The sequence below is a fragment of the Streptomyces sp. VRA16 Mangrove soil genome, from assembly GCF_017377775.1.
Classification (GTDB): domain Bacteria; phylum Actinomycetota; class Actinomycetes; order Streptomycetales; family Streptomycetaceae; genus Streptomyces.
This window is the reverse complement of sequence record NZ_JAFVLN010000005.1, coordinates 374876-401294: the sequence shown is the minus strand read 5'-3', so window position 1 is coordinate 401294 and position 26419 is coordinate 374876. Positions and strand designations below refer to the sequence as shown.

The window sequence follows — 26419 nt, the reverse complement described above, 5'->3', positions numbered from 1 at the left end:
GCAAGAATCCGGAGCGTGACCATCTCCCACCCGCAGCAGAGCGCCCCCGCCGAGGGCCTCCGTGCGCGCAGGCGCCGTGAGACACGCGCCGAACTGCACGCCACGACGCTGCGCCTCGCCCGCGAGCACGGCTTCGCGCGGGTCACGGTGGAGATGATCAGCAAGGAGGCCGGGGTCTCGCCCCGTACCTTCTTCAACTACTTCCCGAGCAAGGAAGCCGCGCTCTTCGCGCTGCCCGGATCCCTGCCGCCGGCGCTCGCCGAGCGCTTCGCCGCGGGGGACGGGCAGCACACGGACGCCGTGCTGCGCGACCTCGGCGACGTCCTCGCCGACCACCTCCAGGAGGCGGCCCCGGGCCCCAAGGACCTGGAGGACACCCTGCGCATCGCGGAGGGCGTGCCGTCGGTGCTCGCCACCTTCCTCGCCCAGTGCGAAGCGGTGGAGCGCGATCTCGCCGGGACCATCGCGCGCCGCACCGGCACTCCCGCCGACGGCGAGGAGGCCGAACTCCTCGCCGGGATCGCCATGGCGACCGTACGCAGCGGACTCAAGCGGTGGTCGCAGCACGCCGACCACCGGCACGGCCCCGCCGCCTGCGTCCGCGACTCCTTCACCACGCTGCGCACCCTCCTCTCGGTGGACGCGGCGCACCCCGGGCAGGGCGCAGTGCAGTAGGCGCTCCCTCGCGTGACCGCCCCCCACCACGGTCACCCACGCCCCCTCTCTCCCCCCCCGAACCCCGCAGCACCCCCACGACCCGAACGCGGCAACCGCTCTCCCCGCCGCCGCGCGGGCGCAGTCCGACCTGAACACCCGCACACCAGCAACGGAGAAGCACGCAATGACGCACGCCCCCGCATCCGAGGGCATGGACACCGGACCCGGCCCCGCGCTCGAAGCGGCCGCAGACAATGCAGCGAACGCCGAGAGCACGGCCAAGCCCGCCAACTTCGGGCTGATCTTCGCCGCGCTGATGCTGACCATGCTGCTCGGCGCGCTCGACCAGACCATCGTCTCGACCGCCCTGCCCACCATCGTCGGTGAGCTCAACGGCATCGAGCACATGGCGTGGATCACCACCGCGTACATCCTCGCCGCCACCATCGGCATGCCGGTCTACGGCAAGCTCGGCGACCTCATGGGCCGCAAGAACATCTTCCTCACCGGCATAGCCCTGTTCCTGGTGGGCTCGGTGGTCTGCGGACTCGCCCAGAACATGGGCACGTTGATCGCAGGACGCGCCCTCCAGGGCCTCGGCGGCGGTGGCCTCATGATCACCTCGCAGGCGATCATCGCGGACCTCGTGCCGCCGCGCGAACGCGCCAAGTACATGGCCCCCATGGGCGCCGTCTTCGGTCTCTCCTCCGTCGTCGGGCCGCTGCTCGGCGGCTGGTTCACCGACGAGCACTCCTGGCGCTGGGCGTTCTGGGTCAACCTGCCCCTCGGAGTCCTCGCCTTCTTCGTCGCCGTCGTCGCGATCAAGCTGCCGCGCAAGGCCGTCGAGGTCACGCTCGACTACCTCGGCACCGCGCTGATGGCCGCGGCCGTCACCTGCACCGTGCTCTTCGCGAGCTGGGGCGGCACGCAGTACGAGTGGTCCGACCCGCTGGTCATCGGGCTCGGCATCGGCGCGGTCGTCGCCTGGGTGCTGTTCTTCGTCGCGGAGAAGCGCGCGAAGGAGCCGGTCATCCCGCTCCACCTGTTCCGCTCGCCGATCTTCAACGTCGCGACCCTCATCGGCATGATCGTGATCGGCCTCGGCATGTTCGCGATCGTCGGCTACATGCCCACGTACCTGCAGATGGTCTACGGCAAGTCGGCCACCGAGTCGGGCCTGCTGCTGATCCCGATGGTCGTCGGCATCATGGGCACCGCCCTGCCGTCCGGCGCCATCATGTCCAAGACCGGCAAGTACAAGATCTACCCCATCGTCGGCACCGTCATCATCATGCTCGTCGCCTACCTGATGTCGACGCTCGACGTCTCCGACCCGGTCTGGCTCGTGTGCCTGTACGTCGGTCTCGCGGGCGCCGGTGTCGGTCTGATGATGCAGACCCTGGTCCTCGCCGTGCAGAACGACTTCCCGGGCGCGGAGGTCGGCACCGCCACCTCCGCGAACAACTTCTTCCGGGAGATCGGCGCGACGCTCGGCACCGCCGTGGTCGGCGCCGTGTTCGCCAGCCGTCTCACCGACAAGCTGACGGCCACCATCCCGGCGGAGGCCGCCGCCAAGGTCGGCAACAGCGACTCGCTGACCCCGGCGCTGGTCCGCGCGCTCCCGGCGGACCTGCGGGAGACCGTCGTCAACGCGTACCAGGAAGCGCTCGTCCCGATCTTCCTGTACCTGCTGCCCGTCTTCGCGGTCGGCCTCGTCCTCGCCTTCGTCCTGAAGGAGAAGCCGCTGGCCGACAACGCGGACTGGCACGCGCAGAACGCAGGCCCGGACCCCGTGGCCGACAAGGAGCCCGAGCCGGTCGGCTGAGGCCCCTCCCGCGCGCCGTCGTGCCCCTCGCCGCCCCGTGCGGCGAGGGGCACACGCGTGTCAGTCGGCGAGCAGCCAGGTCCCGTCGCGCATCAGATCCCGTCCGGCGAGCTCGTTCGCCTCGCGCCACGCCTGGACGCGCAGCGGACGGATGCGGAAGTACACGTACGGGCCCTTGATCCCACGGGGATCGAAGCCCGTCCTCTCGGCGAACGCGTCGCCCAGTTCGGGCGTGAGGTCGCCGTCCGCGATCAGCTCCGCGGCGCCCTCGATGTGCACGACGTCGCGGGTCTGCCCGATCGCCAGATGCGCCTTCCCCGTCGCCACGAGGTTGCGGGCCACGGGGTTCGACTCCCGGGTGGAGACGATCAGCGCGCCGTCGTGCCACAGGAACGACAGCGGCATCATGTACGGCGCTCCGCTCTCCGGGTCCGCCGTGGCGACCCACACGTCGACGTCCTGTTCCAGGCGGGCGAGGGTGTCCTGCTTGCGCTGCTTCGCCGAACGGGCGGGCGCGGCCTCGGTCATGGGGTCTCCTTCTGGGATCGAGCGCCGGATGCGGGCGCCGCGTAGCAGCGTACGGTGACCAACTCGTCGGGCCCCCACTCCTGTTGGCCCGTGGCGAGGAACTCCCAGCCGAGACGCTCGTACAGGGCGACGGCGGCGGTGTCGGTGGTGACCACGTCCAGGACGGCGCGGGCGCCGAGCGCCCGGGCCCGCTCGATTGCCCGCTCCAGCAGCAGGGCGCCGACGCGCCGGCCTCGGGCGGCGGGGTCCACGAAGAGCCGGCTGACGACGGCCACGGACGTGCTGCCCGTGCCGACCAGGGAGGGAGCGATGTCCTCCGGCCCCGGACGGACCAGGGCCACGTGGCCGACGATCCGGCCCTCCCACTCGGCGACCCAGGCCGCGGCGTCCGCGGAACCGGTGAGCCACTTCTGCGGATCCTGCGGCCAGTTGGTGGGATATCCGTCCGCCAGATGCACGGCGCGCAGCGCGGTGACGCAGGCGGGCAGGTCGCGGTCGACGCGCGTTCTCACCTGGGGGAGCGGCCCCGAGTCGTAGTCGTTCACCGGTTCATGAGATCACGCGCGTCGCCCGTTCTCCGCGCAGGTTCGGCGAGCGGGCGACGTAAGGGGGAGAGCGCTCTCCAACATCCGTCTCGTGGCCGCGTGGCCCGCCCTTCCGCGCTGACCTGCAGCGTCAACTCCGCTGCCTGAGATGCTGGTTGGTCCGCCGTGCAACGAGAGGTTCACCGAGTCTTGACGGGCTCGCGTCATGGCCGTAACACTGCGGGGCGTGGGAGAGCGCTCTCCAACGTACCTCCCACCCCGAGGGCCGGCCCGTCTTCGGCTCGCCCCCACCCCCCAACCACCCTGCACCGCAGGAGGCATCCATGGCCCGAAGAGCGCGACCCCTCTCGGCAGCCCTGATATCCGGCGCGTTGCTCACGACCTCGCTCGGGGTCGGCGGCGTGGCCGCCATGACCGCCGACGCCGCCACCGATTCCGGCACCGTCTCCCACGCGGGCCACGTCATGGCCGCCTCGACCCAGGCGTCCGGCGACGACCCGGACGGCGACGGGTACATCCCGGCCGATCCGCCCGTCACCGGCGTCGAACCGTCCGACAAGGAGCCGCCGCACCGCTACTTCCACGAGTTCCAGGCCCACTGCTCGGTCACCCACACCAAGCCGGACGACCCGATCGTCTACCCCGGCCAGCCCGGCAAGTCGCACGACCACACGTTCATGGGCAACACCACGACCGACGCCGACAGCACCACAGCGTCGCTCGACAGCGGATCGACATCCTGTCTCGCGCCGGGCGACAAGTCCGGTTACTGGATGCCCACCATGTTCAACGGGGACCAGCCGGTGCTCCCGGTGGGCGAGCAGACCATCTACTACAAGGCCGGGGTCACCGACTACACCAGCGTGCGGCCCTTCCCCAAGGGGCTGCGGTTCGTGGTCGGCAGCCCCATGCAGACGGCGGAGCAGTTCCGCGACCATCCCGGGTTCGTCGAGGGGTGGGAGTGCGGCACCAGCTACTTCAACGTGGACTTCCCCAAGGACTGCCCGACGACGCCCGACACCCAGGTCAACATCCGCTTCCAGGCGCCGAGTTGCTGGGACGGCAGGTACCTGGACACGCCCGACCACAAGAGCCACATGGCGTACCCCGTGGTGAAGCCCGGCACCAACAACAACGTGTGCCCGACGGACCACCCGGTCGCCCTGCCGATGATCGAGTTCAAGATGGCCTTCCCCGTCAACGGGGACCTCTCCGGGCTCCGGCTGGCCAGCGGGCCCAGCTACTCCTTCCACTACGACTTCTTCAACGCCTGGGACGACCGGACGCTGAAGGCGATGGTCGACCACTGCGTCGTCGGGGGTCTGCAGTGCGACCCGCGCGGCTACGACCAGAGCCACCCGGAGGCGGGCGCCGTGCTCGACGAGAACTACGAACTGCCGTGACCCGGCGCGCCGTTCATGACGCAAGGGCCCCCGTCCCGCCGCTCCCTCACCCCCCACGGAGAACCGACATGAGCAGACCCCGCACCGCAGGCCGCCCCCTCGGGCGCCGGCTCGCCGCCCCCGTCACCGCCGGTGTCCTCGCCGCCTGCGTGCTCGCCCTGCCGGGCCAGCAGGCCCACGCCGCGGGCAGCGTGGTGAAGGTGACCGGTTCCCAGGGCGACTGGCAGCTGACGGTCGACGGATCCCCGTACCAGGTCAAGGGCCTCACCTGGGGTCCCGCCGTCGCCGACGCCGACAAATACATGCCCGACCTGCAGTCGATGGGCGTCAACACGATCCGCACCTGGGGCACCGACGCCTCCAGCAAGCCCCTGTTCGACTCGGCCGCCGCCCACGGCATCAAGGTGATCGCCGGGTTCTGGCTGCAGCCCGGCGGCGGCCCCGGCAGCGGCGGCTGTGTGAACTACCTGACCGACACCGCGTACAAGGACCAGATGCTCGCCGAGTTCCCCGCATGGGTGGACACCTACAAGGACAACCCCGGCGTCCTGATGTGGAACGTCGGCAACGAGTCGGTCCTCGGCCTGCAGAACTGCTACAGCGGCGACGAGTTGGAGCGGCAGCGCGACGCGTACACGACGTTCGTCAACGACGTCGCCAAGAAGATCCACGCCGTCGACCCGAACCACCCCGTCACCTCCACCGACGCCTGGGTCGGCGCCTGGCCCTACTACAAGAAGAACGCGCCCGACCTCGACCTGTACGCGGTGAACTCCTACAACGCCATGTGCGACATCAAGTCGGCCTGGGAGCAAGGTGGTTACACCAAGCCGTACATCGTGACGGAGACCGGTCCTGCGGGGGAGTGGGAAGTGCCCGACGACGCCAACGGCGTGCCCGAGGAGCCCACCGACCAGGCCAAGGCCGACGGCTACACCAAGGCGTGGCAGTGCATCACCGGGCATCAGGGCGTCGCGCTGGGCGCCACGATGTTCCACTACGGCACCGAGTACGACTTCGGCGGCATCTGGTTCAACCTGCTGCCCGCCGGACAGAAGCGGCTGTCGTACTACGCCGTGAAGAAGGCGTACGGAGCGAGCACGGCCGGGGACGACACGCCGCCCGTCATCTCCTCCATGAAGGTGGAGGGCGACGCGTCGCAGGTGCCCGCGGGCGGCGACCTCACCCTGGCCACCCAGGCCACCGACCCCGACGGCGACCAGATCTCGTACGAGGTCCTCGCCAACAGCATGTACATCGACAAGAGCAAGGAGCTGACCCCGCTCAAGGCCACCGACCTGGGGTCCGGACGGCTGAAGGTGACCGCGCCGGACAAGCCGGGCGTGTGGAAGATCTACGTCAAGGCCACCGACGGAAAGGGCAACGTCGGCGTCGAGACGCGCTCCGTGCGCGTGGTGCCGCCGCCGGTGAACGGTACGAACCTCGCGCAGGGCAGGACCGCCACCGCGTCCTCGCAGCAGACCAGCGACTACGGCGACTGCCCGTGCCTGGCCTCCGCCGCCGTCGACGGAAAGAACGACACCCGCTGGGCCAGCGACTGGAGCGACCCGCAGTGGCTCCAGGTCGACCTCGGCTCCAGCCAGTCCTTCCGGCACATCCAGCTCAACTGGGAGACCTCGTACGCGAAGGCCTACACCGTCCAGACCTCCGACGACGGCCAGAACTGGCGGACCGTCCACGAGGTGACCGACGGCAACGGCGGCATCGACGACTTCGACGCCACCGGCACCGGCCGCTACATCCGGATCAACGGCACCGCGCGCGGCACCGGATACGGCTACTCGCTCTACGAGTTCGGCGTCTACAACTGATCGGACCGGCCCCCGCCGCGCGCTGCGCACGGCGGGGGCCGCAGGCGTGTTTCCGGGGAGGGGACCCGTATGGACGACGACGAACTCGGACGACTCGTCGAGAAGTTGAGCCTCACGCAGAAAGTGCGGCTGCTGACCGGCGCCACCACCTGGCGCACCGCCGCGGAGTCCGCGGTCGGCCTGCGCGAGATGGTGATGTCGGACGGCCCGGCCGGCGTCCGCGGTGAGGCATGGGACGAGCGGCGCACCTCCGCCCTGCTGCCCGCGGCCACCGCCGTCGCCGCGATGTGGGACGAGGAACTGGCGCAGGAGCTCGGCGCGCTGCTCGCGGAGGAGGCCCGCGCCAAGGGGGTGCACGTGGTGCTCGGGCCGACCCTGAACCTGCACCGTTCACCGCTGGGCGGGCGGCACTTCGAGTGCTTCTCCGAGGATCCCGAACTGACCGGCCGCACCGGCGCCGCCCTCATCCGCGGCATCCGGTCGGGCGGCGTCGCGGCGACCGCCAAGCACTACGTCGCCAACGACTCGGAGACGGAGCGCCTGACCGTCGACGTCCGCGTCCCCGAACGCGCCCTGCACGAGGTCTATCTGGCCCCCTTCGAAGCAGCCGTCGCGGCCGGCGTCCAGGTCGTCATGTCGGGCTACAACGGCGTCGACGGCTCGACGATGACGGCCAGTTCACTCCTCTGCGACCCGCTCAAGGAGCGGTGGGGGTTCGACGGCGTCGTGGTGTCCGACTGGGCGGCCGTGCGCACCACGGTGGCGTCGGCGCTCGCCGCCCAGGACCTCGCCATGCCGGGACCGGAGAGCGTGTGGGGCGAGGCGCTGCTGCGGGCGGTGCGCGACGGCGACGTACCGGAGTCGGCGCTGGACGAGAAGGTGTGCCGCATCCTGCGGCTCGCCCGACGCGTCGGCGCCCTCGGGGAGTGCGAACCGATGCGACCCCGACGGCACCACCCGCGCCGGACCCGCGCCCTGCTGCGCCGGGCCGTCGCCGCGAGCACCGTCCTGCTCGCCAACCGGGACCTGCTGCCGCTGTCGGCCGACACCGTGCGCACCGTCGCGGTCATCGGCGGCCACGCGGCGCGCCCCCGGCTGCAGGGCGGTGGCAGCGCGGGCGTCTTCCCGCTGTACACGGTCACGCCGCTGGACGGCATCCGGCACGCGCTGCGCGGCACCGCCGAGGTCGTGCACGCCCCGGGACCCGCCCTCGCCGAGCCGCCGTGGCCCCTCGACGCGGACCGCTGCACCGACCCACGCACCGGTGAGCCGGGACTGCTGCTGCGCGTCCTCGACCGCGCCGGCCACGAGCTGTACGCCGAACACCGCCTCACCGGGCGCCTGTTGGAGCCCACGCTCGTCCCCGGCGCGCACACGGTGGAGCTCGGCGCGGTTCTCAGACCCGAGGAGGGCGGCGAGTGGACCTTCGGTGTCGGCGGCTTCGGGAACCTTGAACTCGTGGTGGACGGACGAGTGCTGGTGGCGGGACAGTACCCCCGGCACACCGACGACCCGGCCGTTGTGCACGTCGGGCCGCCCTGCCGGCACGGGCGCATCCACCTGGAACAGGGCCGGGCCGTCGAGGTGGTGGCCCGCCGCACCCTGGACCCCGACACCGGCCGCGCCACCCTCCTGACCGCCGCACCACCGTCGGCCGACCCGCAGGCGGCGCTCGCCCGCGCCGTCGACGCCGCACGGGCCGCGGACGTCGCCGTCGTCGTGGTCGGTACCACCGAGGGCAGCGAGTCCGAGGGCCACGACCGCACGACCCTCGCCCTGCCGGGCCACCAGGACGCCCTGGTGGCCGCCGTCGCCGCGGCGCAGCCCCGCACCGTGGCCGTCGTCAACTCCGGAGGACCGGTCGAACTGCCCTGGCGGGACGACGTCGGCGCGCTGCTGCTCACCTGGTTCCCCGGACAGGAAGCGGGCGCGGGCCTCGCCGACGTCCTCTTCGGCCGCGCCGAACCCGGCGGCCGGCTCCCCACCACCTGGGCCGCCCGGCTCACGGACGCGCCCGTCACCCGAACTCGCTCGCAGGAAGGGGTGCTTGAGTACACCGAAGGGCTGCACATCGGCCATCGCGCCTGGCTGCGCGCGGGCCGGGAACCCGCCTACTGGTTCGGCCACGGGCTCGGCTACACCACCTGGAGCCACGAGAAGGCCGAGATCATCGGAGAGCCGGGACCCGACGGGTTCACGGTCCGCGTCACCGTCCGCAACACCGGCACCAGGACCGGCCGCGACGTCGTCCAGGTCTATCTCGCCAAGCCCGACTCGGCCGTCGAACGCCCCGCGCGCTGGTTCGCCGGGTACACGGCCGTGACGGCCCGCCCCGGCACCCGGGCCACCGTCGAAGTCACCGTCCCCGCACGGGTGTTGCGCCACTGGTCGCCCGCAGCGGGGGCCTGGCGCACCGAACCGGGGACGTACCGGCTGCACATCGGACGCTCCGCGGTGGACACCCCCCTGGTGACGGAGGTGGAGGTGGCGCCGACGAGCTAGCCGCCGAGTACGGGAGAGCGCTCCACGAGGGCGTGGGCCGGCGGTTAGGGTGTCGGCCATGAGCAGAAGCGTGCCGACCTTGGAGGACGTGGCGCGGGAGGCCGGCGTCTCCCGGGCCACGGTCTCCCGGGTCATCAACGGCGTACGGAACGTGGACCCGGGCATCCAGGACGTGGTCCGCAAGGCCGTCGAGCGGACCGGCTACACGCCCAACCAGGCCGCCCGCTCCCTGGTCACCCGGCGGGCGCAGACCATCGCGCTCGTGGTGTCCGGCGCCGGTGACGAGGGCGACGACGAGCAGCACGCGTTCACGGCGCGGGTGTTCGCCGACCCGTTCTTCGGACGTGTGGTGACCGGCGTCGTCGGATTCCTGCGCCCGCGCTCCATGCACCCGGTGCTGATGTTCGCCGACTCCGACGGCGCACGCCGTCAGGTCGTCGACTATCTGCGCCAGGGCAGCGCCGACGGCGCGCTCGTCGTCTCCACGCACGCGGAGGACCCGCTGCCGGCGCAGCTCGCCGCCGAGCGGCTGCCCGCCGTGTGCTTCGCGCGGCCCGCCGTGCCCGCGCCCATCAGCTACGTCGACCTGGCGCACCGGGACGGCGGACTGCTCGCCGCCCGGCATCTGCTGGACCGCGGCTGCCGCAGACCCGCCACCGTCGCCGGGCCGCTCGACGTTCCCGCGGGGCAGGAGCGGCTCGCCGGGTTCCGGGACGGGATGGAGCGCGGCGGCGTGCCGTACGTCCCGATAGCGGAAGGGGGATTCACTCTGGCGAGTGGTGTCGCGGCGATGGAGCGGCTGCTGGACGAACACCCCGACATCGATGCGGTGTTCGCCGCCAACGACCTGATGGCGCAGGGCGTCTGCCGGGTCCTGCGCGAGCGCGGCCGGCGCGTGCCGCAGGACGTGGCCGTGGTCGGCTTCGACGACTCCAGCGCGGCGATCACCTGCACCCCGCCGCTGACCACCGTGCGCCAGCCCGTCGAGGAGATGGCGGCGGCCATGGCGGAGCTGCTGCACGAGTTCGTCCGGGGCGGGCGCACCGAGCCCACCTCGCGCATCTTCGAACCGGAGCTGGTGATCCGCGAGTCCGCCTGACGGCCGTGTCCTCCATCAGTTCAGCGCGCGGTCCTGCAACGCGCCGTGCCACGCCGGCAGTTCGGCTGCCCGCGGCGCCTCGGGCGGGCGCCCGCCGCGGGCGAAGAACGCCGCCAGCGGCAGCGTCGCCGCGCCCACGGTCACGGCGTCGGGCCCGAGCCTGCCCAGTTCCACGCAGACCCGCGACGCCGGATAGGTCAGCGCGTACGTCGGCAGATGGCGCCGCACCGCGCCCAGGAACCGCTCGCCCAGTTGGAGCCCCGCCCAGCCGCCGACCAGGATGCGCTCCGGCTGGAAGAGATTGACCAGGTCGGACAGGCCCGCACCGAGGTACTCGGCCGTCTCCTCGATGATCGCGGTCGCCGTCGGATCGGGCTCCCGGCCCGGCTCGCGCGGATGCGCGGCGTCCATCATCGCGGCCAGCGCCGTCTCCTCGTCGGCCCCGTGCGGCGGCCGCCCGCCCGCCTCCCGCCACCGGTCGAGCAGTGCCTCCGCGCCCGCGTACGCCTCCAGACAGCCCAGGGCGCCGCAGCGGCAGCGGCGCCCCTGCACCCGTACCGTCAGATGGCCCCACTCGACGGCCCGCACCTGCGTCGCGTCGCCGAGGACCACGCACGCGCCGACACCCGAGCCGAACAGCACCACGACCGCGTTCTGCGTGCCGCGGCCCGCGCCGAACCACATCTCGGCCTGGCCGAGCGTCTTGGCGCCGTTGTCGATGAAGTAGCCGACCTCGGGCGGCAACTGGCAGGCGCGGCGCAGCACCGACTCCAGCGGCACCGCGCCCCAGCCGACCGTCTGGCCGTGCACCACGGCCCCCTCCGCGGTGCGGGCGACTATCCCGGGCACGCCGATGCCGACCCCGAGGAGCGTGCCCGGATGGGACCGTCCGGCGTCGAGCACCTCGTGCACGGCCGACGCGACGAGCTCGGCGACGCCCTCGACCGGATGCCCCTTGAGGTCCAACGGCCGCTCCGCGCGCGCCAGTTCGGTGAGCGAGAGGTCGAGCAGCTCCACCCGTATCCGGGTCTCGCCGACGTCCACGCCGATCAGCCGCCCGTAAGCGGGCACGATGCGCAGCAGTGTGCGGGGTCTGCCGCCCTCGGACTCCACGCTGCCGGCCTCCTCCACCAGCCCGTCCGCGGCGAGTTCCGCCACCACGTTGCTGATGGAACCTGAACTCAGCCCTATGGCCGGCCCCAGCTCGTTCCGGCTCATGGGGCCGTTGAAATACAACTGTTGCAATAGGGCCGCCCGGTTCTCCCTTCGCAGGTCGTGCACCGTCCGTCCACCGCGCCGCCCGGCCATGTGTCTCCTCCCGGCCTCGTCCGACTCGAAGTTGTTAGCTCCGACCCCCTTGACGCTACCTTCTCGTGCGGTTTAACTCACGTCCTAAATTAAGTCGTGAGGGCGTTCAAGAAGTGAAGTTGGCGACCTGCTCGCCGCAGCAGGGCCGCATCCGGTCCGTCTGCCGGGTCCCGGTCACCTTCACGTCCTCCCTCGACGACTTCCTCCGGAAAGGGACACCTGGAGCCATGAGCAGAATCCGAGCCGCCGCTGTCGGTGCCGTCACCGTGTCGCTCGCCCTCGCCGCGACCGCCTGTGGCGGTGGCACTTCCTCGGGCGGCGGGTCCAACGACTCCCCGAAGACCCTCACGTACTGGGCGTCGAACCAGGGTGCCAGCATCCAGGTCGACAAGAAGGTCCTGCAGCCGGAGCTCGACAAGTTCGAGAAGCAGACCGGCATCAAGGTCAAGCTCGAGGTCGTCCCCTGGTCGGACCTGCTCAACCGGATCATGGCGGCCACCACCTCGGGCCAGGGCCCCGACGTCCTCAACATCGGCAACACCTGGAGCGCCTCGCTGCAGGCGACCGGCGCGCTGCTGCCGTGGGACGCCAAGCAGTTCGACAAGATCGGCGGCAAGGACCGGTTCGTCGACTCCGCGCTCGGCGCGGCCGGCGCCCAGGGCAAGGACCCGGCGGCGGTGCCGCTGTACTCGATGTCGTACGCCCTCTACTACAACAAGAAGATGTTCAAGGAGGCCGGCATCAGCAAGCCCCCGGCGACCTGGGACGAGCTCGTCGCCGACGGCAAGAAGCTCTCCAAGGACGGCAAGTGGGGCCTGGCGGCCGAGGGCTCGAACCTCTCCAACAACATCCACCAGATCTTCATCCTGGCCAAGCAGCGCGGCGCCGACTGGTTCACCGCCGACGGGAAGCCGGACTTCACCTCGGCCGGCGCGGTCGCCGCCGTGAAGCAGTACGTCGACTTCATGGCCAAGGACAAGATCATCGCGCCCGGCAACGCCGAGTACGCGCAGAACCAGTCCATGAGCGACTTCTCCAAGAACAAGACCGCGATGGTCCTGTGGCAGGCCGCCGCCTCCACCTTCAAGGCGCAGGGCATGTCCGAGGACGAGTGGGGGATCGCCCCCGCGCCCGTCCAGTCCGGCACCCCCGGCACCGGCAAGCAGGCCAACTCGATGGTCGCCGGTATCAACATCGCCGTCTTCAAGAACACCAAGAACCTCGACGGCGCCACGAAGTTCGTGAAGTTCATGACGAGCGACGCCGAGTCGAAGCTGCTCAACAAGACCTACGGCTCGATCCCGCCCGTCAAGGCCGCGCAGGATGACCCGGCCTTCAGCACCCAGGCCACCGCCGTGCTCAAGCAGACCCTCGCCACCAGCGCGACCCCGCTGCCGCAGGTCCCCGACGAGTCCCAGTTCGAGACCGCCGTCGGTACGGCCGTCAAGGAGCTGTTCGCCGACGCCGCCGCCGGCAAGTCGGTCACGACCGAGTCCGTGAAGGCCGCGCTGAGCAAGGCGCAGCAGTCGATGCCGAACCAGTGAGCACGGAGTCCCCTCTGATGACTGCCTCCACGACCGCCACCTCCCCCGCCGCCGCGGGGGAGGGGCGGGCCGTCGGCAAGAGCTCCCCCGGGGCGGTGGGCGGTCAGGGCCGCCGCCCCGGGCGGATCCGCCGGATCGGCCTGCCGTACCTGCTGCTCCTGCCCGCGCTCGTCCTCGAACTCCTCGTCCACCTCATCCCGATGGTCATCGGCATCGTGATGAGCTTCAAGGAGCTCACCCAGTTCTACATCCGGGACTGGAGCACGGCCCCGTGGGCCGGGTTCGACAACTTCAAGATCGCCGTCGACTTCGACGCCCCCGTCGGCCAGGCGCTGCTCCACTCGTTCTTCGTCACCTGCATGTTCACCCTGCTCTCGGTCGGCCTGTGCTGGGCCATCGGGACCGCGGCCGCGGTCTTCATGCAGGAGACGTTCAAGGGCCGCGGCATCCTGCGCGCCCTGTTCCTGATCCCGTACGCGCTGCCCGTCTACGCGGCCGTGATCACCTGGGTGTTCATGTTCCAGCACGACAACGGCCTGGTGAACCACGTCCTGCACGACCAGCTCGGCCTCACCGACAAGCCGTCCTTCTGGCTGATCGGCGACAACAGCTTCGTCGCGCTGCTCACCGTGTCCGTGTGGAAGGGCTGGCCGTTCGCCTTCCTCATCGTGATGGCCGGACTGCAGAACATCCCCAAGGAGATGTACGAGGCCGCCGCCCTCGACGGCGCCGGACTGTGGCAGCAGCTGCGCCGCATCACCCTGCCGTCCCTGCGCCCCGTGAACCAGGTCCTCGTCCTCGTGCTGTTCCTGTGGACGTTCAACGACTTCAACACGCCGTACGTGATGTTCGGCAAGGCGGCGCCCGAAGCGGCGGACATCATCTCCGTCCACATCTACCAGTCCTCGTTCGTCACCTGGAACTTCGGCACCGGCTCCGCCATGTCCGTGCTCCTGCTGCTGTTCCTGCTCGTCGTGACGGGTGTGTACCTGGCGATGACCTCGCGCGGAAGGAAGACGTCCGATGTCTGACACGCAGGTGCGCCCGGTGCGCCCGGTGAGCCGGCCGCACGTCAAGTCGCCGATGGCGGCGCCGCAGTCCTTCCTGTGGACCCGCCGGATCTTCCTGACACTGCTCACCGGCTTCGTGCTGCTGCCGGTGTTCGTCATGGTCTCCAGCTCGCTCAAGCCGCTCCCGGACGTCCAGGGCAAGTTCCGCTGGATCCCCAGCGGGCTGACGATCCGTCCGTACATCGACATCTGGAAGACGGTCCCGCTCGCGAAGTACTTCGTGAACTCGCTCATCGTGGCGGGCGCGGCGACGGTCTGCTCGGTGATCATCGCGGTGTTCGCGGCGTACGCGGTCAGCCGCTACCGCTTCCGCGGCAAGCGCGTCTTCACCGTGACGGTCCTGTCGACGCAGATGTTCCCGGGCATCCTCTTCCTGCTGCCCCTCTTCCTCATCTACGTGAACATCGGCAACGCCACCGGCATCGCCCTGTTCGGCTCGCGCGGCGGACTGATCCTCACGTACATGACGTTCACCCTGCCGTTCTCGATCTGGATGCTCATCGGGTACTTCGAGTCGGTGCCGCGCGACCTCGACGAGGCCGCCCTCGTCGACGGCTGCGGACCGCTCGGAGCCCTGTTCCGGATCATCGTGCCGGCCGCCATCCCCGGCATAGTGGCCGTCGCCGTCTACGCGTTCATGACCGCCTGGGGCGAGGTGCTCTTCGCCTCCGTGATGACGAACGACGACACCCGCACGCTGTCGGTCGGCCTCGGTGCCTACGCCAACCTCAACGACGTGTACTGGAACCAGATCATGGCCGCCTCGCTCGTCGTCAGCGTGCCCGTCGTGGCCGGCTTCCTGCTGCTCCAGCGCTACCTTGTCACGGGCCTGACCGCCGGTGCCGTGAAGTGACCGACTCCCGTACCACCGCCCGTACTTGTGAAAGGAACCCTGTGTCCGAGCCCCTAGACCTCGCCGCCTTCCCGAACGACTTCCTGTGGGGCACGGCCACCGCCGCGTACCAGATCGAAGGAGCGGTCGCCGAGGACGGCCGGGCCCCCTCCATCTGGGACACGTACTCGCACACCCCCGGCATGGTCGACAACGGTGACACCGGCGACGTGGCCTGCGACCACTACCACCGCTGGCGCGAGGACCTCGACATCATGAAGCGCCTCGGCACCAACGCCTACCGCTTCTCGCTCGCCTGGCCGCGCATCGTGCCCGACGGCGACGGACCGGTCAACGCCAAGGGCCTGGACTTCTACGACCGGCTGACCGACGCCCTGCTCGCCGACGGCATCACCCCGATGGCCACCCTCTACCACTGGGACCTGCCGCAGGCGCTGCAGGACCGCGGCGGCTGGCCGGCCCGCGAGACCGCCCTCGCCTTCGGGGAGTACGCGTCCGTGGTCGCGGAGCGGCTCGGCGACCGCGTCAAGCACTGGACGCCGCTCAACGAGCCGCTGTGCTCGGCGTGGATCGGGCACCTGGAGGGCCGGATGGCGCCGGGGCTCAGCGACATCGAGGCCGCGGTCCCCGCCTCCTACCACCTGCTGCTCGGGCACGGCCTCGCCACGCAGGCGATCCGCGCCGCGGTGCCGGACGCCGAGGTCGGCATCGTCCTCAACCTCGCCCACGTGCTGCCCGCCACCGACCGCCCCGAGGACGTCGCCGCCGCCCGCCGCATGGACGGCCACGCCAACCGCTGGTGGCTCGACCCGGTGCACGGCCGCGGCTTCCCCGAGGACATGGTCGAGGTCTACGGCGTCGAACTCCCGCAGCAGCCCGGCGACCTGGAGACGATCGCCGCGCCGCTCGACTGGCTGGGCCTGAACTACTACTTCCCGTCCGTCGTCGCCGACCACCCGGCGGGCCCGGCCCCGTACGCCACGTCGGTGCGCCGCCTCGGTGTGCCGCGCACCGGCATGGACTGGGAGGTCGACGCCGAGGGCATCGAGTCGCTGCTGCTCCGTCTGACCTCCGAGTACGGCGCCCGGAAGCTGTACGTCACCGAGAACGGCTCGGCGTTCCCCGACGTCGTGCGGCCCGACGGGACCGTCGACGACCCCGAGCGCCAGCAGTACCTGGTCGACCACCTCGCCGCGTGCGCCCGCGCCGTGCGCAAGGGTGCCCCGCTCGCCGGGTACTTCGCGTGGTCGCTGCTCGACAACTTCGAGTGGGCCTACGGCTACGACAAGCGGTTCGGCCTCGTCCACGTCGACTACCAGACGCAGGTGCGGACCATCAAGGGAAGCGGCCACCGCTACGCGGACATCGTGCGTCGGCACGGGGCGCGGGTGCGCAGCGCCGCCTGAAAGACGCCGTCCCGGTGGGGCCGACCGGAAGCGGCCCCACCGGGACGGTGCAGTGTGCCCGGGATCAGGCGAGGGAGAGGAACAGCCGCTCCAGCTCGTCCTCGCTCAGCGGCGGCTGCTCGTCGTCCGCCGCGTTCATACACTCACGCATGCCCGACGCGATGATCTTGAAGCCGGCCCGGTCCAACGCCCGGGACACGGCGGCCAGTTGGGTCACGACGTCCTTGCAGTCGCGGCCCGCCTCGATCATCGCGATCACGCCGGCGAGCTGGCCCTGCGCGCGGCGCAGCCGCTTGAGCACGGCGTCCGTCGCCTCAGGGGTGACGCCGCTCATGCGCGCAGCGCGGCGCGGGCCGCGTCGAGGGCGTCGGGGGCGGGCCGGTTGAAGGGCAGCTTGCCCAGCACGGCCGCCATGCCGCAGGTGTTGCTCAGGCCCGAGTAGACCAGGCCCGAGGCGACGCCCGCCGCGAGCAGCCGGCCCTTCGGCGCGCGGGTGCCGAGCGCGAGCCCGGCCAGCACGAGCGCACCGGCGGTGAAGCGGACCTGGCGGTCCATCGCCCACACGGAGCGGCCCTCGCGCGGCGCGGTGTCGACCGGCAGACCCTCGGCCGTCCAGGCGTGCGTCCCGCCGTCGAGGCCGACGGCCTCCACGCCGGCGTCGGCGAGCTTGGCGCAGGCGGCGGCGGAGCGCTGACCGGCCGCGCACACCACGACGATCCGGCGCCGCTCGGCCGCGGCGCGCAGGTCGGGCAGGAGTGCGTCGAGGTGGTCGGCCGGCACGTTCACCGCGCCCGGCACATGGCCGGCCGCGAACTCGCCGGGTGCCCGCACGTCGACGACGAGGGTGCTGTCGACGGGGCGGGCGTGGAGCTCCGCCGGGGCAAGGGTGGTGCTCATGGTTCTCCCTGGGTGCGTGGTGTACGAGTCAGTGTGGTCCACGAGCGGGGCGCGTGAGCCACGAGGGTGTGGTGTCGAGTTCTGGAGCCGACGTGCACTGGTGTGCACCGGTGTGCCGCGAGCGTCGTGCGCGAGCCGGGTCAGGCGGCCCGGCCCGCCGACCAGGTGGCGTACCCGCCGTCGAGGTTGGCGGCGTCCCGGCCGATTCCGGCGAGCAGTCGCAGCGCTGTGTGGCCGCGCAGACCGACCTGACAGTGCACGACGAGATCGCCCTCGGGCAGTTCGGCCGCCCGCTCGCGCAGCTCGTCCAACGGGATGTTCACCGCGCCCGGGATGGCGCCCCGGGCGTGCTCGGCCGCCGTCCGGACGTCGACGAGCGCGGCCCCCGCTTCCCGGACGGCCTCCAGCTCGTGCCACTGGACGGTGCGGTCGGTACGGGTGACCAGGTTCTCGGCGATCATCCCCGCCATGTTCACCGGGTCCTTCGCCGAGCCGTACGGCGGCGCGTACGCCAGCTCCAGATCGGCGAGTTCGGGCGCGGTGAGTCCGCCCGCGATGGCGGTGGCCAGCACGTCGACGCGCTTGTCGACGCCGTCCGCGCCGACCGCCTGCGCGCCGAGGATGGACAGGTCCCGCGGGTCGAAGAGGACCTTGAGCGCGATGGGGGAGGCGCCCGGGTAGTAGCCCGCGTGCGAACCGGGGTGCAGGTGCAGTGCCTGGTACGGGCGGCCCGCCGCGCGCAGCCGCTTCTCGTTCCACCCGGTCGCCGCCGCGGTCAGGCCGAAGACCTGGACGACCGCGGTGCCGGTCGCGGGCCGCGCCGACACCGGGCGCCCGGCGATGGCGTCGGCCACGAGCCGTCCGTGCCGGTTGGCGAGGTTGGCCAGCGGGACGAGGGTGCTCTCGCCGCTGAGGGCGTCGCGCTTCTCGGCGGCGTCGCCCACCGCGTAGACGGCCTCGTCGCTGGTGCGGCCGCTGTCGTCGACGGCGATGCCGCCGCGCGGGCCGATCGCGATGCCCGCGGCGCGCGCCAGGTCCACGTCGGGGCGGACGCCGATCGCCATGAGGACCAGGTCGGCGGGGACGGTCCGGCCGTCGTCCAGGAGGACGTCGTGCTCCCGCACCTCCTTGAGCTGAGTGCCGAGGGCCAGGTCGACGCCGCCCGCGCGCAGCTCGGCGGCGAGCGGTGCGGCCATCTCCGGGTCGAGCGGCGGCAGCACCTGATCGGCGAGCTCCACGAGCGTCACGTCCAGACCGCGGTGGCGCAGGTTCTCCGCCGCCTCCACCCCGATGAACCCGGCGCCGACGACCACGGCCGAGCCCGCGCCCGCCGCCAGCTCGCCCGAGATCCGGTCGGTGTCCGACACGTCCCGCAGGGTGAACGCCCTCTCCACGCCGGGCAGTCGGGGCACGAACGGCCGGGCTCCGGGGCTGAGCACCAGACGGTCGTAGACCTCGGTGTACTCCGCCCCGCCGTCGAGGTCGCGCACCGTCACCGTCCGCGCCGCCGTGTCCACGGCGACGGCCTCGCTGCGCACCCGTACGTCGATCCGGAACCGGACGCGCAGCGCCTCGGGCGTCTGTACGAGCAGGGCGTCGCGGTCCTCGATGACACCGCCCAGGAAATAGGGCAGGCCGCAGTTCGCGTAGCTGACATGGGCGCCGCGCTCGAGCACGACGATCTCCGCCTGCTCGTCCAGCCGACGCAACCGTGTCGCCGCGGACATGCCGCCCGCCACGCTACCGACGATCACGACCTTCACGAGAACCTCCGGGTCCCACCTCGGCATCAATACCCCCGAGGGTATCAGCTGTACCCGTGGGGGTATCAAATCGGGCATGTCGGGTGTGATCGCACGACAGGGCACGGGAAGGCAGACAGAAGGTGTCGGGATTCGCGGGGATGCTCGGAGTGAACCGGGTGGATCGACACGAAAGGGCAGCCCATGTCGGAGCAGCGGGAACAGCAGGAGCAGGAGCAGGGCGGGGCGGGGGAGCGGCCGCTGCGGGGCAGGGTCGCCCTCGTCGCGGGCGCCACGCGCGGCGCGGGCCGCGGCATCGCCGTGGAACTGGGCGCGGCCGGCGCCACCGTGTACGTCACCGGACGCACCACACGCGAACGGCGCTCCGAGTACGACCGCCCCGAGACCATCGAGGAGACCGCCGACCTGGTGAGCGCGGCGGGCGGCCGGGGCATCGCCGTCCCCACCGACCACCTCGAACCGGAGCGGGTGCGCGCCCTCGTCGAGCGCATCGACGCCGAACAGGGCCGCCTCGACGTCCTCGTCAACGACATCTGGGGCGGCGAGCACCTCTTCGGCTGGGACGACCCGGTCTGGGAGCACGACCTCGACAAGGGGCTGCGGCTGCTCCGCCTCGCCGTCGAGACGCACGCCATCACCAGCCACTTCGCACTGCCTCTGCTGCTGCGCACGCCCGGCGGACTGGTCGTCGAGATGACGGACGGCACCGCCGAGTACAACGCGGTGAACTACCGCAACTCCTTCTTCTACGACCTCGCCAAGAGCTCCGTGCTGCGCATGGCGTTCGCGCTCGGCCACGAACTCGGCCCGCGCGGCGCGACGGCCGTGGCGCTCACGCCCGGCTGGATGCGTTCGGAGATGATGCTCGACGCGTTCGAGGTCACCGAGGAGACCTGGCGCGACGCGCTCACGGCGCAGCCGCACTTCGCCATCTCCGAGACACCGCGCTACACGGGCCGTGCCGTCGCGGCGCTCGCCGCCGACCCTGACGTGGCCCGGTTCAACGGGACCTCCCAGTCCAGCGGCGGCCTCGCCCGGGTCTACGGCTTCACCGATCTCGACGGCAGCCGGCCGGACTGCTGGCGGTACCTGGTGGAGGTGCAGGACGCGGACAAGCCGGCCGACGCCTCCGGGTACCGCTAGTCACCAGGGCGGACCCGACCCGGCGGGCAAGCCGGCCGACACCTCCGGGTACCGCTGGTCACCAGGGTGGGACACGACCCGGCGGGCACGGCCTAATAGTCGTCCGGGTCGACGACGCGCGCCGGCCAGAGGCCGCTGCCGCCGCCGCGCCACTCCACGACGTTCGGATCGTCGAGCGGCGCGTCCTCCAGGCCGGCGCGGCGCAGGAACTCCACGACGTCGGCCAGCGAGGTCGCCAGACCCGCGTCCTCGCCGTTGATGTGGACCCTGCGCCCGCCGGGCTGGGCCGCGTGCACGACGACGGTGGGGTATCCGCCCAGGCCGCCCAGGCCTTCTTCTGCGTTCATGCGCCCAGCTTCCTCGTGACGGCGCGCCGCCGCATGTCGCCGCCGTACGAGCATCGGCCCGTTCATCCAGGCGCGACCGCGGCGCGGCGCACACGCGCCCGATACGACCCGGGCAGCCGCATGCCGCGCGGCTTTCTCGACGGGCTCGCGGACCACCTGGCGCCGGGCGGCGAGGGCCGGCTGATCCACGCCGGCCTGGCCGCACACCTGGGCCTGCGCTGCCGCGCCGGCCTGCTCGACGCCTTCGCCGCGGCGGGGCTGCGCGTCGCGGGACAGGTCGACACCGGTCCCGGGCATCCGCGTGCCCGGGACCGGTGTCGACCTGTTGCGGGCCGCACGCGCCGCCGAGTTCACCTCGCTGTGGCGGCTGACGCCGTCCGGGTGAGGAACGGGCCCCGGGCACGCCGGTGAATCGGTGAATCACCGCGGGCGGGCGGGACGCGAGGGGCGCGACGGGACACATACGTCCTCAGCCGTCACGCGTCCCCCGTCCCCGGCCGCTCCCCGCAGAGGTACATCCATGCGTCCCCACCGCCCCCGTCGCCACCACGTCCTGGCCGCCACCCTTCTGACCACGGCGTGCGCCTGGGGCGGGCTCGCCGGTGCCGACCCCGGCCCCGCACCCGCCCCGGGCGACGGCGCGGCGGCCGGACTCGGCACCGGCACCAACCTGCTCGTCGCGGGCCTCGACCGGCGCAGCGACCTGACCCGCGAGGAGATCGACCGGCTGCACGTCGGCGGCCAGGAGTGCGGCTGCACCGACGTCCTGATGCTGGTCCACCTCGCCGCCGACGGGCACCGGCTCAGCATCGTCTCGCTGCCCCGCGACTCCTACGTGCCGTTCGCCCCGCACGACCACCCCGCCCACAGCGGGAAGATCAACGGCGCGTACGCGCACGGCGGCGCCGACCTCACCGTCCGCACCGTGGAACGCGCCACCGGACTCCACATCGACCACTACCTGGAGACCGACTTCCGCCGGTTCGCCGCGGCCGTCGACGATCTGGGCGGCGCCGACGTATGCACCGACGTGCCGCTCACCGACGAGAACTCCGGCCTGGAACTGCCCGCGGGCACCCACACCCTCGACGGCCGGCACGCCCTGCGCTACGTCCGCGCCCGCCACCTCCTTCCGCCGGGCGACCTGGGCCGCGTACGCCGCCAACAGAAGCTGCTGCTCGGCATGCTGGCGCGGATGACCGACGCCGGACTCTTCCGGAACCCGGTCGCCGCCGCCCGCACCGCCCGCGCCCTGCTCGCCCAGGTGCGTACCGACGGCCACACCGACGCACGGACCCTCGTCTCGCTGGCCCGGTCCCTGCGCGAACTCGCCCCGGAACAGGCCGAGTTCGCGACCGTCCCCGTCTCCGACTTCGACCACCGCGTGCCGCAGTGGGGGTCCTCGCTGCTCTGGGACGAGCGGCGCGCGGAGCAGATGTTCGCCGCGCTCCGTGCCGACCGGCCGCTCATCGGCCTGTTCCCGTCCGACGGGGCCGTGCCCGTGGGCATGCCGCCGTCCGAGACCCGGGTCGCCGTCGACGACCCGCGCATCGCCGACGCCCTGCGCGCCAGCGGCTTCGACGTGACCCCGACCGCGGCCCCGGGCGCCCGGCCGAGCGGCCCGACCGTCGTCACCTACGAGCCCGAACGCGCCCGGTACGCACCCTCGTTGGCGGCCGCGCTACCGGGTGCCGAGCTGCGCCCCGTGGCCGGAACCGGACCCGTGTTCCGGGTGGTCGTCGGCAGCGCGGACCGCGGTGTGACGCGCGTGACGTACGACCGCAGCATGGTGGAGGGCGCCCCCGTCACCGGGGACACGCTGCGCTGTCCGCACCCGGCGGGCGAAAGAGGCTGAAAACCACCCGTAGCCGGACCAGTTGGGGTCCGGTGTGCGGTCACCCGAGGGTGCGGATTCCGGTTACCGTGCTCTCGTGGTGATCAATGCGCAAGGCGACAACCAGGCACAACCCGCCGAGCCGGGGACCGCGCTGCTGCTCGCGGCCGCCCCCGCCGGGAAGGGGTGTCTCATCGACGCGCCCGCAGTGCTGCCCGCGCTCGCCGCGGTCCCGCCCAGCGCGCTCACCGGCACGGCGGCGGCCACCGTCGTCGAACTCGCCGACCCGGTCGACCCGCAGGCCGTGCTCACCCGCATACGTACCGCCGCCGCCCTGCCGGGCCCCCTGTACGTGTACGTCACCGGGCAGCTCCACCTCGACCCGCGCCAGCGCCTGCTCCATCTGGCGCTGGCCCGCACCACCCCATCGACCCTGCGCTACACGGCACTTCCCTGGCACTGGCTGACCGGCGAGCTCGCTCTGCGCCGCCCGCACACCACGACCGTCGTCCTCGACCTCGTGGCCGACCCGAGCGCCTGGCAGCACGTGCGCGCCGGCGGCGTCGGCCTCGGCCACGGAATCCGTCTGTTCGGCCGTGTCGCTCCGCCACCCCCGCGCCGTACGGTCCTGACCTCCGCGTACCTCAAGACGTACGCGGACGTCTGGCGCACCGGGGCCCGCCCCGAGTTGCCCCACCTGCACGAGACGGCGGTCAAGCACTCGGCTCCGGTGGACGCCCTGTACCTGGCGATGGACACGACGTTCGGGGCCGGGGCCGGGGCCGGGGCCGGGGCCGGGACCGGGACCGCGACGCCCGCCCCCGTCCCGGCGGCCCGCCCCGCCGCCCCGGCGCCGCCGGCCGCCGGCCCGCCCCTGTCCATCCCGCCCATCCCGCCCGTCCCGGCCGCGCCGCCCGCCGCCGCGCCCGTCGAGGACCCCCACCCCGCGATGCTGGCCGCCGCGCAGGCCGGACGACACGACGAGGCCGCCGCCATCGCGCAGCACTGGGAGCGCACCGCGCTGCGCGCCCACGGGGCGGGATCCCCGCAGGCCATCCACTGGCTGGAGGTACGCGCCGACCTGGCCCGTCTCGCGCAGGACCCGAGCCGCAGCTGCACGCTGTGGACCGAGGTCGCCCGGGCCCGCCTCGCCCGCGGCGAGTCGGCCACCGACGAGGACGTCGAGGCGGCCGTCGACCGTGCCCACCACCAGTGGGAACAGCTCGCCGACCCGGCCGCCGCCCGTGCGCACGCCGCCGCCCTCACGGCCCTGCGCCGCCAGGTCGAGGGCCGCCGCCCCGGCGCGCTCGAAGCGATCCGGCGCCGCCTGGAGGCACTGGGAGCGGCATCCGCCGCGGGTTAGGGGAGACGGCGCGGAGAGCGCGCTGAGAGCCTGTCTTCGAACCCCCGCCCTCCGGGCGGACGGCGGGGGTTCGAAGACAGGCTCCGAGGCCCATGGCGCACGGGTCTCAGCACGCCCGGCGCACATACCCCTTCGCTTCCGCGGGCCGCACGTCCATGTCCCGCAATACGATCGACAGACGCTTGCCCCAGGCGCGGCAGGCCCGGGCGAAGTCCGCGCTGCGGTACTCGACGGCGAAGACCCGGCCGCCGTACGCCGCCGCGTACGCGCCGCACTCGTCGTAGCGCCCGCACTCCTCGGCGACGGCGAAGTCGAAGCCGATGGCGGCGCGCTTCGGGAGGAGGTCGGTGGTGTTCTTCTGGCCGACCGCGAGGCCCGCCGCGTGGGCCCGCTCCGCCACGAGCCGCGCGAAGGCGGCGGCGTCCGCGGCGTCGAGCAGGCCGTGCGAGCGCGCGTACGAGTCGAGGTTGTCCGGCTCGACCGCCTGGAAACCGTCGTCCGCGCACCCGTCGACCCAGCGGCCGACGATGGTCGCGAGCCGGGTCCGCTTGGCGTGAGTGGAGATGTCGAACAGGGCCTCGTCCCAGTCCTCGTCGATCACGAGCTTCCCGTGCGCGTCGCGCAGCAGCAGATCGGGATCGTCGCGCTGCCATCGGCGCAGCGCGTCCGGCTGGGCCTGGAACGCGTTGACGTAGCAGACGTTGTAGAGGCCCTTCGCGGGTGCCGCGCCCCGGTCGCGGGAGACGGCCCGCACCCCGGCGGGCGGCCGGTACGCCCCGCCGATCTGGTAGTCGAAGCCGACGTTCGGCGTCGGACGGACGACGTGCCGCGCGCCGCCGTCCGAAGAGGAAGCGGAAGGGGCAGAGGAGGAGCCGGGGGAGCACGCGGCCAACAGGAGGAGCGCAGCGGCGAGAACGAGGCGGAGGCAGAAGGGGAGACCGAGGGGAAGCCCGACGGACGACCGGTGGGCGAGCGGGGCGCAGATCACCCCGGCACTCTATGAGCCGCCGGGCCGTGACCCACCTCACGCCCCGCTCCGGCAACGCCGGGAACAATGTGCGGGCCTTGCCCGTTGAACCCACCGTGGACACGGATGGAACAGTGTCCCCGGGCCTCACCTATTGCCCGCAGGGAAGATCGTTCGGCTGAAGCCCTGCGGAGCCCCCCGCCGAGAGGCGACCGCCATCCGTGCCCACCCTGAGCCGCCCCGGCCGTGGTCCCCCGTCACGGTCGGGGCTTCCTTCTGCCGCGCGCCGGACGATGATCGACCCATGTCCGATCCGGCCGCGGGCGACTACAGTGCGGGGGCATGGCCCGTGATCAGTACACGCAACACCGGCTCGTCACCACGTTCCAGCGCCGGATCGCCAATCCGCTGACCAGGAGACTGCCGGGGCAGATGATCGTGGAGACCACCGGCCGGGTCTCGGGGCAGCCCCGGCGCACCCCGGTCGGCGGGCGGCGCATCGGCGACTCGTTCTGGATCGTCTCGGAGTTCGGCCTCAAGTCCCAGTACGTGCGCAACATCCAGGCCGACCCGAAGGTGCGGGTCAGGATCCGCGGCCGCTGGTACCACGGTGTCGCCCACCTCCTGCCGGACGACGACGCCCGGGCCCGCCTGAAGACGCTGCCCTTCCTCAACAGCGCCGCCGTACGCGCCCTGGGCACCGAACTTCTCACCATCCGTGTCGACTTGGACTGACCGCGACACCGCCCGAACTGAGCGTGGACACGACAGCTGTACGGGATCGGTTCCGGGCCCTGGCATGATCGGGGGCATGGCAGAACGTGTGATCGCCGCGTGTGACGGCGCGTCCAAAGGAAACCCCGGGCCCGCCGGCTGGGCCTGGGTCATCGCCGACGGCGACGAGAAGGTCGTCCAGTGGGAGGCCGGTGCGCTGGGCACCGCGACGAACAACGTCGCCGAACTCACCGCCCTGGAGCGGCTGTTGCGTACGGTCCCGGTGGATGTCCCGCTGGAGGTCCGGATGGACTCCCAGTACGCGATGAAGGCGGTCACGACGTGGCTGCCGGGCTGGAAGCGCAAGGGCTGGAAGACCGCGTCGGGCAAGCCGGTCGCCAACCAGGAGCTCGTCGCCCGCATCGACGAACTGCTCCAGGGGCGCAAGGTCGAGTTCACGTACGTGCCCGCCCACCAGGTCGACGGCGACCCGCTCAACGACTTCGCGGACCGCGCCGCCAGCCAGGCCGCGGTCGTCCAGCAGGACGCGGGCAGCGCCCTTGGCTCCCCGGAGCCGCCGCCGTCGGCGCCCTCGTCGGCCAAGCCGGCCCGCCCGAAGACGGCCCGGCGATCGAGCGGTGGCGCGAGCGGTTCGGCCTCCTCGTCGTCCTCGCGCACCCTGAAGGCGAAGTTCCCCGGCCGCTGCCGCTGCGGCCGCTCGTACGCCGCCGGTGAGCAGATCGCCAAGAACCCCGACGGCTGGGGCCACCCGGAGTGCCGCGAGTCGGCCTGAGCGCGGATGCGGGCCCGCCGGTGCGG

23 protein-coding genes are annotated in these 26419 nt (G+C 72.3%); 15 read left to right on the top strand and 8 right to left on the bottom strand.

Annotated features, from left to right (window positions below; genetic code table 11):
- Nucleotides 1-15: 15 nt before the first annotated feature.
- The gene (locus tag J3486_RS16855) at nucleotides 16-675 is read left to right on the top strand and encodes a TetR/AcrR family transcriptional regulator (protein WP_207821122.1); all 660 of its coding nucleotides are present in this window, start codon (nucleotides 16-18) and stop codon (nucleotides 673-675) included.
- 166 nt (nucleotides 676-841) lie between these two features.
- Complete coding sequence (locus J3486_RS16850) at nucleotides 842-2482, top strand: MDR family MFS transporter (RefSeq protein ID WP_207821121.1); 1641 nt, start codon at nucleotides 842-844, stop codon at nucleotides 2480-2482.
- Between the two features lie 60 nt (nucleotides 2483-2542).
- Here J3486_RS16850 and J3486_RS16845 read toward each other — a convergent pair whose 3' ends face one another.
- Together J3486_RS16845 and J3486_RS16840 are read right to left on the bottom strand one after the other, a co-directional pair.
- Nucleotides 2543-3010 (bottom strand): pyridoxamine 5'-phosphate oxidase family protein, encoded by a 468-nt coding sequence (locus J3486_RS16845; protein WP_207821120.1) that lies wholly within the window; start codon nucleotides 3008-3010, stop codon nucleotides 2543-2545.
- Nucleotides 3007-3555: a GNAT family N-acetyltransferase gene (locus tag J3486_RS16840; RefSeq protein ID WP_207821119.1), complete on the bottom strand. Its 549-nt coding sequence runs from the start codon at nucleotides 3553-3555 to the stop codon at nucleotides 3007-3009. Before J3486_RS16840 ends, J3486_RS16845 begins: the two co-directional genes overlap by 4 nt.
- 323 nt (nucleotides 3556-3878) lie before the next feature.
- Between J3486_RS16840 and J3486_RS16835 the strand changes: the two genes are divergently transcribed.
- The 4 genes from J3486_RS16835 to J3486_RS16820 all read left to right on the top strand — a co-directional run bounded on the left by J3486_RS16835 (nucleotide 3879) and on the right by J3486_RS16820 (nucleotide 10391).
- Complete coding sequence (locus J3486_RS16835; RefSeq protein ID WP_207821118.1) at nucleotides 3879-4958, top strand: DUF1996 domain-containing protein; 1080 nt, start codon at nucleotides 3879-3881, stop codon at nucleotides 4956-4958.
- A gap of 68 nt (nucleotides 4959-5026) precedes the next feature.
- Nucleotides 5027-6790, top strand: coding sequence for a discoidin domain-containing protein (locus J3486_RS16830; protein ID WP_207821117.1), 1764 nt, complete (start codon nucleotides 5027-5029; stop codon nucleotides 6788-6790).
- A 69-nt stretch (nucleotides 6791-6859) separates the two neighbouring features.
- Nucleotides 6860-9292 carry a beta-glucosidase gene (locus tag J3486_RS16825; RefSeq protein ID WP_207821116.1) on the top strand — a complete coding sequence of 811 codons (2433 nt, stop codon included), beginning with the start codon at nucleotides 6860-6862 and terminating at the stop codon, nucleotides 9290-9292.
- Nucleotides 9293-9350: 58 nt separating this feature from the next.
- Nucleotides 9351-10391, top strand: a complete 1041-nt coding sequence (locus J3486_RS16820; protein WP_207821115.1) for a LacI family DNA-binding transcriptional regulator — start codon at nucleotides 9351-9353, stop codon at nucleotides 10389-10391.
- A gap of 15 nt (nucleotides 10392-10406) precedes the next feature.
- Here J3486_RS16820 and J3486_RS16815 read toward each other — a convergent pair whose 3' ends face one another.
- Nucleotides 10407-11699, bottom strand: coding sequence for an ROK family transcriptional regulator (locus J3486_RS16815; RefSeq protein ID WP_207821114.1), 1293 nt, complete (start codon nucleotides 11697-11699; stop codon nucleotides 10407-10409).
- A 227-nt stretch (nucleotides 11700-11926) separates the two neighbouring features.
- Between J3486_RS16815 and J3486_RS16810 the strand changes: the two genes are divergently transcribed.
- Genes J3486_RS16810 through J3486_RS16795 form a run of 4 tightly spaced genes read left to right on the top strand, consistent with a single transcriptional unit; the run spans nucleotide 11927 to nucleotide 16572 of the window.
- Nucleotides 11927-13243 carry a sugar ABC transporter substrate-binding protein gene (locus J3486_RS16810; protein WP_207821113.1) on the top strand — a complete coding sequence of 439 codons (1317 nt, stop codon included), beginning with the start codon at nucleotides 11927-11929 and terminating at the stop codon, nucleotides 13241-13243.
- A 17-nt stretch (nucleotides 13244-13260) separates the two neighbouring features.
- The gene (locus J3486_RS16805) at nucleotides 13261-14274 is read left to right on the top strand and encodes a carbohydrate ABC transporter permease (protein WP_207821112.1); all 1014 of its coding nucleotides are present in this window, start codon (nucleotides 13261-13263) and stop codon (nucleotides 14272-14274) included.
- Nucleotides 14267-15166, top strand: a complete 900-nt coding sequence (locus J3486_RS16800) for a carbohydrate ABC transporter permease (RefSeq protein WP_207821111.1) — start codon at nucleotides 14267-14269, stop codon at nucleotides 15164-15166. Before J3486_RS16805 ends, J3486_RS16800 begins: the two co-directional genes overlap by 8 nt.
- Nucleotides 15167-15207: 41 nt before the next feature.
- Nucleotides 15208-16572 (top strand): GH1 family beta-glucosidase, encoded by a 1365-nt coding sequence (locus tag J3486_RS16795; RefSeq protein WP_207821110.1) that lies wholly within the window; start codon nucleotides 15208-15210, stop codon nucleotides 16570-16572.
- Nucleotides 16573-16636: 64 nt separating this feature from the next.
- Here the strand turns inward: J3486_RS16795 and J3486_RS16790 are convergent, their stop codons facing one another.
- The 3 genes from J3486_RS16790 to J3486_RS16780 all read right to left on the bottom strand — a co-directional run bounded on the left by J3486_RS16790 (nucleotide 16637) and on the right by J3486_RS16780 (nucleotide 19232).
- Nucleotides 16637-16906: a metal-sensitive transcriptional regulator gene (locus J3486_RS16790; protein ID WP_207821109.1), complete on the bottom strand. Its 270-nt coding sequence runs from the start codon at nucleotides 16904-16906 to the stop codon at nucleotides 16637-16639.
- Complete coding sequence (locus tag J3486_RS16785; RefSeq protein WP_207821108.1) at nucleotides 16903-17469, bottom strand: rhodanese-like domain-containing protein; 567 nt, start codon at nucleotides 17467-17469, stop codon at nucleotides 16903-16905. The genes J3486_RS16790 and J3486_RS16785 overlap by 4 nt, the downstream gene beginning before the upstream one ends.
- Nucleotides 17470-17609: 140 nt before the next feature.
- Nucleotides 17610-19232 carry an FAD-dependent oxidoreductase gene (locus tag J3486_RS16780; RefSeq protein ID WP_207821107.1) on the bottom strand — a complete coding sequence of 541 codons (1623 nt, stop codon included), beginning with the start codon at nucleotides 19230-19232 and terminating at the stop codon, nucleotides 17610-17612.
- Between the two features lie 183 nt (nucleotides 19233-19415).
- On the opposite strand from J3486_RS16780, the gene J3486_RS16775 reads away from it, so the two are divergent.
- Nucleotides 19416-20375, top strand: coding sequence for an SDR family oxidoreductase (locus J3486_RS16775; RefSeq protein ID WP_207821106.1), 960 nt, complete (start codon nucleotides 19416-19418; stop codon nucleotides 20373-20375).
- Nucleotides 20376-20467: 92 nt separating this feature from the next.
- On the opposite strand, the gene J3486_RS16770 is transcribed toward J3486_RS16775, so the two are convergent.
- Nucleotides 20468-20722 (bottom strand): hypothetical protein, encoded by a 255-nt coding sequence (locus tag J3486_RS16770; protein ID WP_229378103.1) that lies wholly within the window; start codon nucleotides 20720-20722, stop codon nucleotides 20468-20470.
- A gap of 520 nt (nucleotides 20723-21242) precedes the next feature.
- Here J3486_RS16770 and J3486_RS16765 point away from each other — a divergent pair.
- Nucleotides 21243-22577 (top strand): LCP family protein, encoded by a 1335-nt coding sequence (locus J3486_RS16765; RefSeq protein WP_207821105.1) that lies wholly within the window; start codon nucleotides 21243-21245, stop codon nucleotides 22575-22577.
- A 76-nt stretch (nucleotides 22578-22653) separates the two neighbouring features.
- The gene (locus J3486_RS16760; RefSeq protein ID WP_207821104.1) at nucleotides 22654-23919 is read left to right on the top strand and encodes a hypothetical protein; all 1266 of its coding nucleotides are present in this window, start codon (nucleotides 22654-22656) and stop codon (nucleotides 23917-23919) included.
- 106 nt (nucleotides 23920-24025) lie between these two features.
- Here J3486_RS16760 and J3486_RS16755 read toward each other — a convergent pair whose 3' ends face one another.
- On the bottom strand, nucleotides 24026-24907 hold the full coding sequence (locus J3486_RS16755; RefSeq protein WP_374194731.1) for an endo alpha-1,4 polygalactosaminidase: 882 nt from the start codon (nucleotides 24905-24907) through the stop codon (nucleotides 24026-24028).
- A 321-nt stretch (nucleotides 24908-25228) separates the two neighbouring features.
- Between J3486_RS16755 and J3486_RS16750 the strand changes: the two genes are divergently transcribed.
- Both J3486_RS16750 and J3486_RS16745 read left to right on the top strand, forming a co-directional pair.
- A complete protein-coding gene (locus J3486_RS16750; RefSeq protein ID WP_207821103.1) occupies nucleotides 25229-25621 on the top strand; it encodes a nitroreductase/quinone reductase family protein in 393 nt (130 codons plus the stop codon).
- A 64-nt stretch (nucleotides 25622-25685) separates the two neighbouring features.
- Nucleotides 25686-26393 (top strand): ribonuclease H, encoded by a 708-nt coding sequence (locus tag J3486_RS16745; RefSeq protein ID WP_207821102.1) that lies wholly within the window; start codon nucleotides 25686-25688, stop codon nucleotides 26391-26393.
- The last annotated feature ends 26 nt before the right edge of the window (nucleotides 26394-26419 follow it).